General features: G+C 42.2%; 14 protein-coding genes. 2 read left to right on the forward strand and 12 right to left on the reverse strand.

Features of this window, described 5'->3' with window-relative positions:
• Positions 1-238: 238 nt before the first annotated feature.
• Positions 239-1,444, forward strand: coding sequence for a 3-oxoadipyl-CoA thiolase (pcaF, locus tag ACYUCY_RS17380; RefSeq protein ID WP_460227801.1), 1,206 nt, complete (start codon positions 239-241; stop codon positions 1,442-1,444).
• A 90-nt stretch (positions 1,445-1,534) separates the two neighbouring features.
• Positions 1,535-2,143 (forward strand): MiaE family protein, encoded by a 609-nt coding sequence (locus ACYUCY_RS17385; protein WP_460227802.1) that lies wholly within the window; start codon positions 1,535-1,537, stop codon positions 2,141-2,143.
• A 250-nt stretch (positions 2,144-2,393) separates the two neighbouring features.
• Here the strand turns inward: ACYUCY_RS17385 and ACYUCY_RS17390 are convergent, their stop codons facing one another.
• From ACYUCY_RS17390 to ACYUCY_RS17445, 12 genes are all read right to left on the reverse strand, one after another.
• The gene (locus ACYUCY_RS17390) at positions 2,394-2,912 is read right to left on the reverse strand and encodes a DUF1287 domain-containing protein (protein ID WP_460227863.1); all 519 of its coding nucleotides are present in this window, start codon (positions 2,910-2,912) and stop codon (positions 2,394-2,396) included.
• Positions 2,913-3,039: 127 nt separating this feature from the next.
• Positions 3,040-3,501, reverse strand: coding sequence for a hypothetical protein (locus tag ACYUCY_RS17395; RefSeq protein WP_460227803.1), 462 nt, complete (start codon positions 3,499-3,501; stop codon positions 3,040-3,042).
• Positions 3,502-3,521: 20 nt separating this feature from the next.
• The gene (locus tag ACYUCY_RS17400; RefSeq protein ID WP_460227804.1) at positions 3,522-4,643 is read right to left on the reverse strand and encodes a phosphatidate phosphatase App1 family protein; all 1,122 of its coding nucleotides are present in this window, start codon (positions 4,641-4,643) and stop codon (positions 3,522-3,524) included.
• 91 nt (positions 4,644-4,734) lie between these two features.
• Positions 4,735-5,799 (reverse strand): MJ1255/VC2487 family glycosyltransferase, encoded by a 1,065-nt coding sequence (locus ACYUCY_RS17405; RefSeq protein WP_460227805.1) that lies wholly within the window; start codon positions 5,797-5,799, stop codon positions 4,735-4,737.
• Between the two features lie 507 nt (positions 5,800-6,306).
• Positions 6,307-6,492, reverse strand: coding sequence for an SDR family oxidoreductase (locus tag ACYUCY_RS17410; protein ID WP_460227806.1), 186 nt, complete (start codon positions 6,490-6,492; stop codon positions 6,307-6,309).
• A 214-nt stretch (positions 6,493-6,706) separates the two neighbouring features.
• Entirely contained in the window at positions 6,707-7,201 is a 495-nt protein-coding gene (locus ACYUCY_RS17415) for a CHRD domain-containing protein (protein WP_460227807.1), read from the reverse strand.
• A 158-nt stretch (positions 7,202-7,359) separates the two neighbouring features.
• Entirely contained in the window at positions 7,360-8,469 is a 1,110-nt protein-coding gene (locus ACYUCY_RS17420; RefSeq protein ID WP_460227808.1) for a S41 family peptidase, read from the reverse strand.
• A gap of 479 nt (positions 8,470-8,948) precedes the next feature.
• Positions 8,949-10,295, reverse strand: a complete 1,347-nt coding sequence (locus ACYUCY_RS17425; protein WP_460227809.1) for an HD-GYP domain-containing protein — start codon at positions 10,293-10,295, stop codon at positions 8,949-8,951.
• Between the two features lie 216 nt (positions 10,296-10,511).
• Positions 10,512-11,501, reverse strand: a complete 990-nt coding sequence (locus ACYUCY_RS17430) for a hypothetical protein (protein ID WP_460227810.1) — start codon at positions 11,499-11,501, stop codon at positions 10,512-10,514.
• A 401-nt stretch (positions 11,502-11,902) separates the two neighbouring features.
• Positions 11,903-12,634, reverse strand: a complete 732-nt coding sequence (locus ACYUCY_RS17435; protein ID WP_460227811.1) for an energy transducer TonB — start codon at positions 12,632-12,634, stop codon at positions 11,903-11,905.
• Positions 12,635-12,735: 101 nt separating this feature from the next.
• Positions 12,736-12,966, reverse strand: a complete 231-nt coding sequence (locus tag ACYUCY_RS17440) for a hypothetical protein (RefSeq protein WP_460227812.1) — start codon at positions 12,964-12,966, stop codon at positions 12,736-12,738.
• 82 nt (positions 12,967-13,048) lie between these two features.
• Positions 13,049-14,320 carry an O-acetylhomoserine aminocarboxypropyltransferase/cysteine synthase family protein gene (locus ACYUCY_RS17445; protein WP_460227813.1) on the reverse strand — a complete coding sequence of 424 codons (1,272 nt, stop codon included), beginning with the start codon at positions 14,318-14,320 and terminating at the stop codon, positions 13,049-13,051.
• Between the last annotated feature and the right edge of the window lie 5 nt (positions 14,321-14,325).

Genomic DNA, 14,325 nt, shown 5'->3' on the forward strand with positions numbered 1-14,325 from the left:
TAAGGGAGATTTCTCCGATCACCGCTAACTAGCGATTGTAATTAGCTTAAGCATTGATTGCTAGTTTCGAGGTGTCAGCGCTACATTTTGGATGTAGGGTGTCCGCTCATTACAATTGGATGAAATCTGTTGATTACAGAGTCTGAGCAGAGGTGGCCTGAAAGCTTAACACTGCAATCCGCTTCCTATACACTATGCCGCCAGTTTTTCCTTTCTATCCTTTTCCGGAGATTTATTGATGTCCAACGCTTATATCTGTGATGCTATCCGAACCCCAATCGGCCGTTATGCTGGAGTCCTCAGTCCTGTTAGGCCCGACGATTTGGCTGCATTGGTTATAAAACGTCTGATGGAACGAAACCCTTCAGTTGACCAAACTCAGATTGAGGACATCGTATTTGGATGCGTGAATCAGGCGGGCGAAGATAACCGCAATGTGGCAAGAATGGCGGGGCTTCTCTCAGGTTTACCTGTAGACGCAGCTGGAGTGACTCTTAACCGTCTATGCGGCTCTGGAATGGACGCTGTGGGTATGGCGGCTAGAGCAATCAAGACAGGTGAGATGGATTTAATTATCGCAGGTGGTGTTGAATCTATGTCCAGGGCGCCCTATGTGATGGCGAAGGGCGAGACGCCATTTGCTCGTAATTATGAGTTGCAGGATACGACTATGGGTTGGCGATTTGTTAATCCATTGTTAAAAGCGGAATACGGAATCGATTCTATGCCCGAAACCGCAGAAAATCTGGCCGAGAAATACAATATATCTCGTGAAGATCAGGATGCTTTCGCTCTCCGTAGCCAGTTACGAGCAGCGGCTGCGCAAGAGAGTGGTCGCTTAGCAGAAGAAATTACCCCGGTAGAAATTAAGCGTCGTAAACAAGACCCGCTCATTGTCGATAAAGATGAGCATATTCGTGGCAATACCACTTTAGAAGGTTTAGCTGGTCTTAGAGCACCATTTAGAGAGGGAGGAACGGTTACGGCGGGGAACGCATCAGGTATCAACGACGGTGCTTGTGCGATCCTAATGGCTTCGGAATCTGCTGTAGAAAAGTACTCCCTAACCCCAAAAGCTAAGGTTATCGCAGCCCAAGTAGCAGGTGTAGAGCCGAGAATCATGGGTTACGGTCCGGTGCCTGCGGTCCAAAAGCTCCTGGCCAAAACCGGTTTAAGCATCGAGCAAATGGATGTTATCGAGCTAAATGAAGCGTTTGCTGCTCAAGCACTCTCTGTGACTCGAGGCCTTGGTATTCCCGATGATGCCGAATATTTGAATCCAAACGGTGGTGCAATCGCGCTTGGTCACCCTTTAGGTATGTCCGGTGCGCGGTTGGTAACTACTGCGGCGCTTGAGTTACATAAGCGTGGCGGTAAGTACGCACTTTGCACGATGTGTATAGGGGTGGGTCAAGGTATCGCTATGATTATTGAAAAAGTATAGCGAAGTGCTGACTAACGGAGGGGTCTGTAGCGGATCTCTCTCGTTGGTGTTTTATGCTTTGAATTTTTTTGTCCGGCGATCTTTTCTATTATGTCTTTAACATCAATCAAGCAATTTCTTCTCTGTGAAACCCCTGATACCTGGCTTGAAAACGCGCTGGTAAACCAAGATCTACTCCTAATCGACCACGCTAATTGTGAAAAAAAAGCGGCAAGTACAGCGATGAACCTGATGTATCGCTACGTTGAGCATATGGAGTTACTCAACAAAATGTCCAAATTGGCAAGAGAAGAGCTGCGGCACTTTGAGCAAGTTATCGCAATTATGGCGGACAGGAATATTGCCTACGAGCAAATTGAGGCCGCAAGGTACGCGGGTGAACTAAGAAAACTTGTTGCTACCCACGAGCCTCAGAAGCTTATCGATACGTTAATTGTTGGAGCCATAATCGAGGCGCGTTCTTGCGAACGCTTCGCCAAATTAGCGCCGCATTTGGATGAAGAGCTGAATCGCTTTTATTCCTCTTTATTGAAATCCGAATCACGACACTTTCAAGATTACTTGCAGTTAGCAGAGCAAGCAGCGGGGAAGGGTATCGAGGAGCGCGTAATGCGGTTTTTGACAAAAGAAAAGGAGTTGATTGAAAAAGAAGATTCAGTTTTTCGTTTTCACAGTGGACCTGTCTCGATAGTGGGTTAATTTTTATTTTTCTGCTTGAGTTTAAATATTTATTATTAAAATAAAAAATTATTTATTACAGATGATCAGCTGTTTCTAGTAAAGGTAAAACCATTCTTGATAAAAATAATTACCAATGTCTATGAAGTTTCTGTGATGTTTCAATGAAGTTTCCGTAAAGTTTCCGTAAAGTTTCAATGAAATTTTTGCGAGTCATTTACAATGCAATGCAAAGATAAAACCCTGCCCCAAAAATAATAGTTCAACAGTATTAATTGTTTGGAAAGTAGCGAAAGTGCCCGACTATTTTATAGTCGAATATCATGTCTTGTAACTTCGGTCCCGCGCCAATATTGTGAATGACCATGGGGCGTCCAGTCGTAGAGTTCAACTGATCACTGACAATCCCAATATGAGGTAAGTTACCGGGTAGCATCCATGTAACTAAGTCTCCAGCTTTATAGTCTTCGTGGTTTTGGGTTATAGGAAGTGTTTCTCCTTTGCGTGAAAAAAAGATTTCTAGATTGGGAACACGACGATGATCAATATTCGTGTCCGGTTTATTAAGATTCCAAATTCGTTTTGATGGATATAGCTCGAAATTTTCTTTAATGTCTTCGTTGAGCAATGCTTGTAAATCTAAACCTAAGGCTCTATAGCTACGTATGACAACATCAGTGCATACCCCGATAGTGTTAGGCACGTCTCCGTTAGGGAAGTCAATTATTCGATAGCTACCATCGTAACGGATATGCTCTTTGGTACGTTCTATGGCGGCATTCACTAGCATCTCAGGCCTTGGCTTAGCGCTAGTTGAAAATGAGATTAATAGAGCGCAATTTAGAATTAAGAATCTAACTATGTTGGCTGCCATAGTGCTGAACTCACTAGTTGTTCGAAGTGCTTCGTTTAGAATATTAGTTTTGGCTCAGTATTTTCTGGTTTGAGCGGGCGCAGAAGTAGTTATGGTTTTCTTTTGCTTGTACTTTTCGCATTTCTCTAAGACAGTTGGAATAGGTGTTGGTTTCAGTGACGACAGGGTTATTCGTTCGAATATCGATTAGATAAATGTGCTCATACTCGGCGTAGTCATTCCAAACGCCAAAGTTAATCGCTGTCTCTATACAAAAATAGTTTACGTTGGCTGAAAACCCGCGGGTTCGATTCACCATGTGATTGTAATATCGCCAAGAACCACCTCGTCCATAAATCCGTTCTTTTTCACAGTTATCTTTTCCCTGTACTTCCTTTTCTTCAAAAAATACGACTTGCGTATAGGTTGTTCCTTTTAGTTTGTACTTTCCAAGCAGATAGGTATGGGTCGTTTGGGCGAGTGCATTTAAGGGTAAGATTACTAGAAGCATTAAAAGGTATTTCATATACGTTGCCTTGATCAAGGTTAAAGTAGCTTGCTAAGTTCGAGTTCGCTTGGGTTCGTAAAAATAGACCAGCGATCGGGTTCAATTCCTTGAAAGATCTCCTTGAATCTAATATCAGTCGCAGATTGCCCATCAACATTTCGAATGAAAATTTTAATGATCTGCTGAGGATACTTTCGTAGTAATGCGGAATAGACTTCTGGATCTTGTTCGCCACTATCGCCAAGCAGCACGAACCGACGCCTCGGGTAGCGTAATAAAATCGGTTCTATCTGAGAAGGTTTGGTTTCGGTTCCATCTTTAAATAGATTAAAAAGACTCTTGTCCTTTAGGCGTATATATTTCAATTCGAAAGATGCCCATGGAAAGCCACTGGAATCGACAAAGTCGAGGAGTGGCGGGTATAAATGCCAAGGACTAGAAGAAACATAATGAAAGCTGGCGCTTTCGCTGGCTAGTTGGCGATACAGCTCGGGCATCCCTGCAGCGGCTTCAAACTGATTGAGGAATGTATTTTCAAAAAGCGCTTTTCTATTATTAACTTCTGATACTTTGATTGTGTCGTCGATATCGCTTATATATGAGATGCCATCGGGCGAAACTAATTTTACTTCGCCAGCGAAAATTCTCGTATCCTTAGGGTGAGTGATTGCGTGAAAACCAATTGTTTTTCCGGCTGGTATATTGTCAAAGGTTTTTGTCGAGATTGATAATACTGTAGAGAAGTGCCCGTTTGCTGTTGATTTTGGTAGGGCAAAGGTCTGTCCCGCAAGTGAAATACTAATTTTCCGTCTTCGTATGTTGTCTGCTAATAACAAATTCGTTCTATGGCTAAAATTCACTTCAGTTTCTTCGTCAGGGGCGAGATCATACCGAGATTTTAATAAGCTCCTAAGTACGGCTTTTCTTACCGAACTATTTTGCGGTCGATAAATCCAACCGTGAATAGGAATTTTCCATTCCATTTCTGTTTCATCTAACCAGGCACTGGTTCGAAAGAAAAACAAATGATCATGTGGTCGAATATCACTAATGTCTGGTTTTTTTGGCCGACCAGAAATGATGAGCCGGCGAGTAATAAAAAAGACAATGATGAAAGAGAGAGCTAGCGCAATCGATACGATCGGGATAAAGTTACTCATTATATTGAGTCGCCGAAATATTTTGACAGGAGCGACAAGAAGTTTTCTTTTAACATGGCTTTAAGCACTTTACTCTCATGTTAATTATTTACTAGCGTCGAAAAGTCAGCAACAATTTCATTTGATTCGCCAAAAGCTCATCCAGCTTATCTTTAATTGCTTGGTTGCCACCGCGAGGAAAGCTTTTTAGCTTTTCTTTGTAATCAGGAATGCGGTATAGGAAAGCAGCAATACTATCCACGCTAGGATTTAATCCCTCTTCACCGTAGCCTTGCGTATTTAACATATGAGCATTGAGGTGTTGTTCAAATTGTCCCTTCATCGGTAAAGCTAAATAGGGTTTTGCGAAATAAAGCGATTCACTGATAAGCGTAAACCCAGCGGTAGCGATAACGGCTTTCGCACTTGCTAGGTCCTCTAAAAAGCCTTGTTTACTGAAAGGGCGATAATGAATATTGCCGATTGTTTCTTCTTTGTTGTAACCATAAACATAAAATACTTCACGCGAAAAGTTAGGCAGTAAGTTTATAAGTGAATCAAATCCTGCGGTAACATATACCAGGATGTGTTGTTTTTCAGAGGCTTTCATTTCGAGAATATTTTCTCGAAGAATGGGGGGAAATAAAAACGCATGTTGACGAGTAAGAGGGTCAAAATGAAACGTCGTGATTAGGGACACCCAGGGTTTAGGCACCATTGCTTTAATTACTGTTTCGGTTAACAAGGCTTCTTTCTTAAGGGAGCTAGGACAATCGTAATCCATGTAGCGCATGCGATGCTGATTGTCTATGGTAATAAGCGGCAGGCCAAAATTGTTTGCGAGATAGCTAGTGCAGGGTTCGAAATCGCTAATAACGCAATCAGGTTCAAATTCCTTAAAGGTTTTTCGTAATAGATTAAACGCTTTGGTACCTTCCGGTAATTTTCCGAGATTAGTTGATACAGTTTTAAGAAAAGAAATTTTGTTATCTTCGCTAATTATCGAAAGACCAACGATCTCAATAACATCAAAATCGTCTTTTAAGTTTGCCGCGCCGCGATCGTAAGACACAATTTTAACTTGATGCCCCGATTGTAATAAATGATTTGCGATCATTCTAGCGCGGGAAGAATGCCCTGATCCTTCACCCGATACTCCATATAATATTTTTAACAAAACTAGGTCTCCAGGCGGTTCAATTGACTCCGCATCAATTGGAATATTTTTAATATTGATGTCGTTTTTATCAGTACTAACCAACAACGAGGGCGTAAATTAGACAAGCTGAAATTATTAGGGTACCGATAACAATACCCCAATTAAGATAATTGAGTAGCTTCAATTTATCGTTAAGAATTTTATCGTCAGATGTGTATTCAATTGCTAGAGAACGAAGACGATAATATTGAGCAAAGAAATGCAGCTTTTTGTTGCCGGTGCCAAACCTTTTCCATAAGTCAACTTGGTGTCTTTGTAGATAATTGTTGAGATTCAATAAGCACCCATAAAAAACAAAAGCAGAGGCCATCGTGAGCGCCAAACCCAAATAAATTAGAGACTCCAACACCAGACTACTATCCTTGCCAATTAGCGATGAACTGTAAACCACCTCTATTTTCAATGCCTGTCTCAAGCAAATCAAACAATGCGATCACAAATACAGTAGATTGTGCAATTTTTCAATTAAGTTTTACAAATAGAAGCTCCTCCGTCGGCCAACAATGCGGTGCCAGTGGTAAAACCCGAAGCGTCTGAAGCCAAAAATAATGCCGATTTTGCAATTTCTTCCGGGGTCGCTAAGCGTTTTAGTGCATGAATATGCTTTACGAAATCAATCGCTTCTGGCGTATTGGCTGATTGTCGACCCATCGGAGTATCGGTGCCGCTAATGAAATTAGCGCATTAGATGTTGATATCCAGGGTGATGGGAGTAGGAGGGTAATTATTCCAGTCGGGTAATTAGGTAGGCGTGGGAGCGATTAGATTGAAAGAGGAAAAACTATGGAAAAAACCGGGACGATATGTCTGTGTAACGAGGGCTATGTAGCGAGCCCTCGTTCGTATTATTGAGTAAATAATTTGTTTATCTAACTCGGCCTCGCAGTTCTCCTGATGGGAAAGCTGAAGTGTGTACATTGATATAAGTATTTCCGCTACGTAATGCTTTAATGACCGCTTCTAGATCGCCTGCTGGGATACCTTGTGAGGCTGCGCCAGCGCCAACATTTTCTGCATTGATAGTCCCGCGCACGACGTCGCTACAGGCGGGTACTGCGGCTGTAGGAGGTCCGCCGCAAAGCGTAACCATGACTCCACCATTGACGCCTTTCTGTGCAAAATGAATATGCGACGCAGCGAATATCCCACTCAGATTATCAACCTTCAATACGAAATCAATCGTGTTGTCTCGGTTGACTCTAGCGCGAAAAAAACCTGAACCGTCACTAAGCACAGCAGGAACTTCTTGAAAACCGGACAGCGATGCAAAAAAACGCGAGTCACTGGCGTTTGCAGATGACGCAGCTACCAGAAGACCGGTTAGTAAGGTAAAAAATGAAATTTTTCTAAGGCTAAACATTATAATTATTCCTCTTCGGTTTATTGTCTGGATGCCGAACAAAAAATCCAGTGTTCGACAATGACAATACGAAAAGAAATCAGAAGAAGATGCAGCTAAAAATAAATATTATTATAGGTGTTTTGTAGTGTAGACCAACCGTTTTGCTAAACCTTGTATTATTTGTTGTTTATTTCTAACGATCCGCCTTCAAGCCAATTTTTAACTTTGTTTATCTCCAATTTCATATCTTCTTCGTTGTTCGGGGTTGGCAACAAAATATCGGGTGATACACCAGAAACGTCGACTGGCATGATAGGTAGTCTGTGCGAACGAGATACGGCATAAATTAAATCGCGCTTTCCGGACGGCAAGGGATAAGGCCGCAAGTTACTATAGTCTAGAGCTCCAGCACTATTGCGGCCTAACAGCTTTACGTTAAAGGATTGTCTCGCAGTCAATAAAAATTGTTCGCAGGTACTTCCACAATTTTTATCCATGAGAATAGCAACACGACGTCGAGTTGCGCTTTCTCGAAAGTTATAGTGATGATAACTAAACGGGGTAGGAGGGCTGGTGAATTCCCCATTTTTTGTTGCCCGCATTAAACTGACAACGGAATCCATCATACTCTTGCAGCTCGAATCATTCGGCGCCGCTCGTTGACAAATTGATGCATTTGCTTCGATGTTGATTGGCGTAACGAGCCAGGATGTATCGACGTTAATCACTTCACTTGAGATAAACCACGTTAGTAGCGTTTCGTAAGAGGAGTCGGAGCCTCCGCCATTACGGCGAACATCAATAATCCAGTTCAGGCTTTCTTCTAACTGCGTTTCATTTTCCTTGAGTAAGTCTTCTATGGATTGTTTGTAAGCAAATCGGAAGCTGGGAATGACAAGTAGCGCGGTTTCCTTAGATAAAAATTCAATCTTGGGTTTTAGTGATACGCCAGTGTTCTGGGGGCTGGATCTCTCATCTCTCACAATTAGGCGGGTAGAACGAATGTTTATATGATCTTTTCGCCAGCTCAATAGGTAACTTTTTAATTGCGCGTCACATTGGGTCTCGGTACTTATCGAATTTATTTCATCACTGGTTTTTCTGAAAGCCGCATCTAATGTGTTCTCGCCGTGATGAGCAAGATGGTCGCGTGCTCCTGAGTCATTTTCAAGTAAAAACACAGGAATAAATTCGAGATCTTTTTTACAGTCCTCAATGAGTGATTGGGCGTGAGAGACTACACTAAATGAAAGAGCTAAGGATCCAACAATAGATAAAAGTTTCATTTTTCGATGTTCCTTTGACTTTTTATGGGAAATATTTTTCGAATAAAAAAGAGCGGGTCGTGAATTATTATTAGAGGCATTGTCGATTTGATCTTGAGTCGTATTGCGCCTCCGGCAACTATGCTTGAAATGTACTGAGAGACCGAATCGAGGATACGATCAGCGGATTGACGCGATTGGCTTGAGGTCTATGTTTGAACGCCAAAAGCGATGTTCTTCGATAAGTCTATTTTTTATAAGTATTTAATTACGCGTCGAAGTAGCATAGACAGTTCGCGATGAATATTCGTGCTATATCCCAAAACATCATCCGATGTCGTCTGAATCCCGCCTCGGCTTCCCAAATAATTTTGGTTCGAATTCTTGAGCTTTAGTCATTATCCAAACTATTCAGCCATATTGTTGAATATTATTGTTAGAATCACGTCAAAACTATTCATTTCAAATCAATCCATTTATTAATTTTATATCCAATCGAATTAATCAGGAAACAATTCGGGGTGACGATCAATTAGATTTTTTAAACTGATGAAACATTCTGGGTCAATCGCTGTATCGATGGAGTTTGACATAATAGAGAGGGTTTTATCAACAGACATGGCGCCGCGATAAGGTCTCTCGGCGGTTATCGCATCAAATATATCGGCGGTCGTAATAATTCGCGTTTCCAAAGCGATGTTCTCTGATTTTAGTCCTAGTGGATATCCCTTGCCGTCCAAACGTTCATGGTGAGCACTTGATACTTGCGCCAACTCCCTAAAAGGTTTAATTCGTTCTAAAATCTCACCAGTATAAACGGCATGCATTTTAACAGACTCGTATTCTTCATCCGATAACTTTTCCGGTTTATCTAAAATACTATTGCTTACTCCCAGCTTGCCGACATCGTGTAGAAGTGCTCCTCGTTTGAGCCAGCGTCGCCGCTCTGAATTTATTCCCAATTCTTCCGCGAGCAACATTGTATACAAGCCAACACGCGTACTATGTCCTGCGGTGTAGGGGCTTTTCGCGTCGACGACTTGGCCAAATGCTTCTGCGATATCATCTAAAAAATCTTCATCTAAAGGCTTGGTAAATTCACCCGGTTCAAGAGATAAAATTGTCGCATCAATATTTTTGCTATTAAGTTCTTGCCAAAAACTCGATTCTTTGGCAATCGAGTTAAAGGCATCGGTTAATTCTGGATCAAACCATGAGCCCTTACGAGAATTGATTTCTTCAATAACGGCGGACTTTCCGCCGGAAGAATGCATTACGTCGATCACTTGAGACAGCAAGGCTATTCGAGAATAAATTGGAATAGCGCTGCCAACTAAACCCTCGGGTCTACCTTTACCATTAAAATGTTCATCTAGTGAATGTATTCCTTGGGCAATTGGTTCTTCGAAACGCAAGCGACGCGCGATGTCGGCACCGCGGGTGCAACGTGTTTGAATTAATTCCTGAGCGAATTTCTCGCCGTTGGCAAATATTTCTGAGATAGCTTTGAAGCGCGAGATGATGCCAGCAGTTGAGCCGGTGTGATGCATAACAAATCGAAGTACTTGCGGTAGGCTACCATCGACGAGTTTAAAGTCTTTTTTAAAACTGAGATCATCGGTGAGGTAGAGTTCGCATATGCGGGAGGCGTTGCTGCTGCAGCCGAGATCTTTTAATAGAAGTACATAGTAAAGTTGCCACAATTGTTCGGACACCAAACCGATTTTTTGCCCGATATTCATTCCTATCCAACAACAGCGAACGCAATGTCCCTCGGGCTGACCTTCGGTAATATCCAATGCATAACTTAATGCACTCATAAGTTCCGCTAGCTTAAGATTTTGCATGAATCACCTGGATGATGGATGGTTTGCTGAGTTTACTGAATCCGAAATATTTACAAGCGTTATTGTAGACCAAAGAAAATAAAAAAAGTGCAGGAGGGAATTGAAATGGGCTTACACTGTTACAGGCAAAACCCAATCCGAATTTATTTAGGAGAGTGAAATGGTTTTTCGCAAATAAATCAATTTTTGAAAAACAAAATATTATACACAGGCGGTTTAATCCTTAGCTGTACCATCGCCATTTAAGCCCATGCTTTCAAAACGTCGCCAGCCTTCCATGACACCTTCTAATCCATAGTTACCTTCGTGACACGCGTATTCGTAAACCGGTTCGCCGGTGCGTTGTAGGGGGAGTTTTGCCGACCAAGGTTGAGTCCAGGTTTTTGGGTCAGTAATGGTGAAATCATAATTCAGCGTATCGCCGTCTACCCAGCTAATCCGCTCGACCAAGCTCATGTCTTTTGTAGAACCGCTGTAGTTGTAGTCGTAATAAAAGTTTTTTGTTTCGATGACGAGCACATCATTTTCCCAACGAGCGATCGCGTCGCCCTCCCATTTGGGTGTGCCAGAGAAAGTGTCAGAGTAGGGGATTATTCTCGCCATGTGGATCATTTCGTTTAAGATCATCACATGGTCTTTGGATTGAACAATTTGAATATTATTGTTGTAAGACTTTGGCACCATCGGAACGGTGCCACCAAAACTCATTAAACAACGTTCAGCTAATGGTCGCGCTTCAACACCGGCACTTTCTTTTCTCACTTGCGCCATTTCGCGACGGCGTTCATTCGCTTCTTTCGTGCGTGGCGGCATCCGGCCATTGGGTGGATCGTAAATCAAAGATGTACGACGTGACTCGATGACATCATCACCGCGTTCATACCAAAATTCATTGTAAGAAATTACGCCAGGCGCGTAGCCGGCACCGCCTTTCTTATCGTCGATTAGATCTCGGTTCTGGCGAAGGTTCTCTTTCGCTGCCCATTCGGCCGCTTCTTCGGGACTTAATACCGCTTTGTTGCCGAACTCGGTAGGGCGTTGCAGTGGTGTAATAGTTCGATAGGTAAAAAAACCCTGGATATCGGGGTGCCCCCAAGCAGTTCGTTTGATGGGGTCATCTTGCGCATGTGAGCAAGGAGGAAATAACAATAGGCTGGCTACGGCAACTATTCCGGTACATATCCCGTTATATTTTGGTAATTTCATAAAGGCCTCAGTAAGACAGTTTGGCGACATCCTGCGCCCTAAAATCATTATTATTTATTGTTTGGGTTTCGATTCATTAATAATTAATTACGCCAAATTTGTTTTATTCGTGGCTTAGTAGGCTATCGTCCTATTTGAGCAATCTTTACATAGAGTTAGCGAGCAAGACTTCAGCGCTATTATTCGAATTTATAAACACCAATAATACGGTGGAGAGAATCAATAGTCACGTTTAAAAAAGCAAAGGACAGCGGATGCCTTAAAGGTGGACCGAGGGAGGGAATAAGCAGTTTTTCAGTCAATTATTTTGATAAACCGCTTAGAGATTGTTGTGAAAAAATAACCGAGTCGAGTATCTAGATATAGGCTGTACTGAGAATTAACAACAGGATTTTAGTATGTTATCCAGGATTTATATGGCTTACTCCTCTGTGCTTTGTTCCGGCGGTTAACATTAAGTAAACACCATCCTTTCTAAGCTCTTGACTATCGTTTCCGTAGAAATACGTAGGAACGAAATATAAGGTGGCTTCGCCAAAAAATGTTTGAGAGTTCCGGGGTGTTGAATAGGACAAAACCTTCATCGATGTTGTATCAGTAATGTTTAAATCGGTTTCATTTTTTATAACCCACTTAACTTCAATACTGTCGTAAAAATATGGACCCATTCTTTCTCTACTGATTACCTTAGCTCTTAATACAACGCTGGCATCGCCATATCTTGCCAAATCAATAACGTTTTTTGATGTTGTGTCTAAGTGTGAAATGTCTATTGTCGTCGGGTCGCTACAAGGTTCTTCTTGCGTGAAAGTCATTTTCGAAAGATAGCCTGAAAACGGTACGCCTTTACCTTCGCTGATTTTTGGAAAATATTCGTGCTCCAGCCAGGCAACTTTGGACGCTTCATCGAAAATTCCAGCGGGATTTGACTGAAGGATTTTGACATCGGTAACTTTTCCTTCACCTGAAATAGTCAAGGAGCCAATAGCGTATCCTTCTATGCAGCTCTTTGCGGCTTCTACCGGATAAATAGGTTCGACAAATTTAGCCACACTAGGCCGACTTCGCTCTTGAGTCGCTGCACAGGATATCAAGAAAATCCCGATTAATAGAATATTTAAAAATTTACTCATATGGTTTTCTTCTGCAATTATTAAGAGTGGGTGTCTTTTAAGCGCTTCACCGCCAACTTAATTTAGCTTTCATAAAGGCGAATTTAGAAATGAAAAATCGCCTAATCAATCTTCTTACTATTCGCTAAATCTTTAGCGTGCTTTTCATTTCCGCGTTTATAGTTCCCAGTTATTTTGGCCATTTCAATTTGTAAGGCAGCGCTATCCAGGGTCTCAATCTTAAAAGAAAAGTTAGTCGCTTTTTTGCCACGCAAAATAAACTCTTTCATACCCTGGCGATAGATAACGAAATCGTTTCCTCTAGCCTGATAAGTAAAACCTAAATCTTGCATGCTGCCTCCCTGTTTCGAAAAGTTGGTGTGCGAAAGTGAGCGAGCAAACTATTAGCTTTATATTGAGTGCATGGACAATTGCTCAGGCTTTTTCTAACGCTTGACTCACATCCGCAATAATGTCGTCAATATGTTCTATTCCTACTGAAATCCTTATTAGGTCAGCACTAACACCTGCTCCAGCAAGTTCTTTCTCATTCAATTGCCGATGAGTTGTGGAGGCGGGGTGACAGGCTAGTGATTTCGCATCGCCAATATTAACAAGACGTAAAATCATCTCAAGCGCGTCGATAAATCGCCCACCTGCTTCAATTCCTCCGGTAATACCAAAGCTTAAAATTCCGGAAGCTTTACCGCTCGTTATTTTTTTACAAGATTCGTTATACGGGCTGTTTGGCAGCGCTGCATAATTTACCCATTCAACTTTGTCATGCTTCTGCAGAAATGCCGCGAGTTTTTCGGCGTTCTCACAATGACGATCCATTCGTAAACCTAAGGTTTCCAGACCTTGCAAAATTTGAAATGAATTCATCGGCGAAATTGCAGCGCCTGTGTTTCTAAGCGGTACTACTCTACAACGACCTATGTATGCTGCGGGACCTAAAGCCTCAGTGTAAATAACACCGTGATAAGAAGGGTCCGGTTCGTTCATAATCGGAAAGCGTTTTTTATTCGCTACCCAATCAAATTTTCCTGAATCAATGATTGCGCCACCAACGGAAGTGCCGTGACCGCCGATGTATTTTGTTAGCGAATGGACGACGATATCGGCACCGAGTTCAAAGGGACGACACAAGTAGGGCGTTGCAACCGTATTATCGACAATTAATGGTACGCCGTGTTTGTGGGCGATTTCAGCTAAACGAGCAATGTCTACGATGTTTCCCGCTGGGTTACCAATCGATTCGCAAAAAACCGCTTTGGTTTTTTCGTCAATAGCTTTTTCGAATCCTTCGAAGTCATCATGAGAAATCATTCGGGCTTCTACACCTTGGCGAGGCAAAGAATGTGCAAAAAGATTGTAGGTGCCGCCATATAGCTGGCTAGTGCTGACAATATTATCGCCAGTTTCACAAATACATTGCAGCGAGTAGGTAATGGCAGCCATGCCTGAAGCCAAACATAATGCACCTATACCACCTTCCATTGCTGCTATACGTTGTTCCAAAACCGCCGTGGTTGGGTTCATAATTCGTGTATAAATATTTCCAGGCACTTTCAGATCAAATAAGTCTGCACCGTGTTGAGTGTCATCAAAGGTATAAGAGGTTGTTTGGTAGATCGGGACGGCAGCGGCTTTAGTTGTTTCTTCGGATTTATAACCTTCGTGCAAGGCGATTGATTCGAGTTTCATTTAAT

It is taken from the genome of Aurantivibrio infirmus (assembly GCF_054767315.1).

Excerpts from the sequence above, each read along its gene's own strand:
- ACYUCY_RS17420 (WP_460227808.1), bottom strand. The coding sequence starts at position 8,469 with ATGAAACTTTTATCTATTGTTGGATCCTTAGCTCTTTCATTTAGTGTA.
- ACYUCY_RS17415 (WP_460227807.1), bottom strand. The coding sequence starts at position 7,201 with ATGTTTAGCCTTAGAAAAATTTCATTTTTTACCTTACTAACCGGTCTT.
- pcaF (WP_460227801.1), top strand. The coding sequence starts at position 239 with ATGTCCAACGCTTATATCTGTGATGCTATCCGAACCCCAATCGGCCGT.
- ACYUCY_RS17390 (WP_460227863.1), bottom strand. The coding sequence starts at position 2,912 with ATGCTAGTGAATGCCGCCATAGAACGTACCAAAGAGCATATCCGTTAC.
- ACYUCY_RS17430 (WP_460227810.1), bottom strand. The coding sequence starts at position 11,501 with ATGAAATTACCAAAATATAACGGGATATGTACCGGAATAGTTGCCGTA.
- ACYUCY_RS17425 (WP_460227809.1), bottom strand. The coding sequence starts at position 10,295 with ATGCAAAATCTTAAGCTAGCGGAACTTATGAGTGCATTAAGTTATGCA.
- ACYUCY_RS17385 (WP_460227802.1), top strand. The coding sequence starts at position 1,535 with ATGTCTTTAACATCAATCAAGCAATTTCTTCTCTGTGAAACCCCTGAT.
- ACYUCY_RS17435 (WP_460227811.1), bottom strand. The coding sequence starts at position 12,634 with ATGAGTAAATTTTTAAATATTCTATTAATCGGGATTTTCTTGATATCC.
- ACYUCY_RS17445 (WP_460227813.1), bottom strand. The coding sequence starts at position 14,320 with ATGAAACTCGAATCAATCGCCTTGCACGAAGGTTATAAATCCGAAGAA.
- ACYUCY_RS17440 (WP_460227812.1), bottom strand. The coding sequence starts at position 12,966 with ATGCAAGATTTAGGTTTTACTTATCAGGCTAGAGGAAACGATTTCGTT.
- ACYUCY_RS17410 (WP_460227806.1), bottom strand. The coding sequence starts at position 6,492 with ATGGGTCGACAATCAGCCAATACGCCAGAAGCGATTGATTTCGTAAAG.
- ACYUCY_RS17395 (WP_460227803.1), bottom strand. The coding sequence starts at position 3,501 with ATGAAATACCTTTTAATGCTTCTAGTAATCTTACCCTTAAATGCACTC.
- ACYUCY_RS17400 (WP_460227804.1), bottom strand. The coding sequence starts at position 4,643 with ATGAGTAACTTTATCCCGATCGTATCGATTGCGCTAGCTCTCTCTTTC.